The organism is Fischerella muscicola PCC 7414, from assembly GCF_000317205.1.
Lineage (GTDB): Bacteria > Cyanobacteriota > Cyanobacteriia > Cyanobacteriales > Nostocaceae > Fischerella > Fischerella muscicola.
Genome location: NZ_AJLK01000067.1, coordinates 1 through 1,894 on the forward strand (window position 1 = coordinate 1; position 1,894 = coordinate 1,894).

At 33.9% G+C, this 1,894-nt stretch carries 1 protein-coding gene; it reads right to left on the reverse strand.

The genetic code is table 11. The features are described from left to right. Positions 1 to 189 precede the first annotated feature (189 nt). A complete protein-coding gene (locus tag UYI_RS0109780; protein WP_016866486.1) occupies positions 190 to 1,488 on the reverse strand; it encodes a diguanylate cyclase domain-containing protein in 1,299 nt (432 codons plus the stop codon). Positions 1,489 to 1,894: the final 406 nt, after the last annotated feature.

The window sequence follows — 1,894 nt, forward strand, 5'->3', positions numbered from 1 at the left end:
CGGTGTGTATCGGTGTTCGCTTTCCCAAAAAATATTGGACTATCGAGATGACTTGCAGCCACAACAAAAGTCAATAAATTACGAACACAGATGCACACAGATAAATCATCGCCTTGCACCGTGTGCATCGGTGTTCGTTTCAAAAATACTGTTGTCACCGTTTCAATCCACATTAAATGTAATCCAAATTTAATCTATAAAACTTTTATCAAAAACAATATAATTAGCCTTCCCTTTTCCCTTGGCACGATACATTGCTGTATCTGCATCTCGCAATAGGTTTGTTGGATCTTCGTAACCATCACAACTTAAAGCAATCCCAATGCTAGCTGTTGTAGATATTTCATATCCGTTGAGGTGCAAAGGTAAGCTTAAAGTTTCTTGAATGCGTTTAGCAATGTTGATGGCGTCGCTAACGTCCTTGATATCCTCTAATAACACTGCAAACTCATCACCGCCAAATCTAGCCACAGTGTCACCACTACGCAAACATGACTCCAAGCGCCGAGCGATCGCTACTAATAAATCATCACCTATGCTATGCCCATAGCGATCGTTAATTATTTTAAAGCTATCTAAATCTAAAAACAAAACTGCAAAATGATAATTAAAGCGTCTTTTGCAACGTTCTGATGCTTGCTTTAACCTATCTAGAAATAAAACTCTGTTAGGTAGTGCTGTCAGTCCATCATAGAAGGCGTTGCGAATTAGTTGTGCTTCTTTTTGCTTACGTTGAGTAATGTCTTGAAAAACTATCACAGCGCCTGTAATCCCACCCATCTGATCACGAATTGGTGCAACAGTATCTGCAATCGGGATTTTTTTTCCATCCCTAGTTATAAGAAGACAGTTTTCTGGTAATTGCAAAACTACACCTGTTTCCATTGCTTGCGTTACTATATGAACAATCTCTTCTCCAGTGTCTTTGTCAACTAAATTTAAAACATCTCTCCAAAATTTTCCCAACGCTTCTTTTTGCTGCCAACCAGTCAAGATTTCCGCTATCGGATTGATCATTTGGATATAAGCGTTTATATCTATCATCACTACTGCACACCCCATACTATTAATCACTGTCAGTAGTTTTTGATTTTCCTGTTGGAATTGCTTTTGAATTTTATCTTTATAAAGAGCCATTTCAACTGTATTATACAATTCTCTTTCTGTGAAGGGTTTAATAATATAGCTAAAAGGCTCTTCTAATTTATTATTAATAAATGTTTTAAGTCCTAAATTATCTGTTAAATATAATACTGGAATTTTCAAATTAATTTTAATAGCATCTATTAATTTGACACTAGCTAGTTCTCCTATTAAACATACATTAACTAATACTAAACTTGGATTTATTTCTACTATATCTTGTATTGCTTTTTCTCCAGAGTTAGTGATTTTATGAACATCATATCCTAACCTATGTAAACTATTTCTAATATCCACAGCAAGGATTTCTTCATCCTCAATAATTAGGATTTTTGGAGCGACCATGCTAAAATTACCAGTTCTACAGGAGCAATTTTTTGTCGATGTTAGCTAAATTTGGAAGACCGTAATCCTATCATAATAAATCCCCTATCCTACTGTGTCTTACTTAACTAAATTAATTGCTACTTCCTGCTGTTTTGAAGAAGATTGTTCATCTTTTCACTCTTCATTAACCAGCTAAAATTAACTTATATGCCTAATATCAAGTTAATATAATGTCGTCAAACAAAAAATTTTTTAGGTATACTTGATAAGTATTGGCAGTGTATAGCAAGTTTATTCTATTTATCAAAATAGAAACACACAATTCCCCAACTTATCATAGATATCGAGGAACTGTGTTAATAAGTCTTTTTTGTATAAATATTGCCTTATGATATGTATGTTAATAATTAATAGTCAGTGGTTA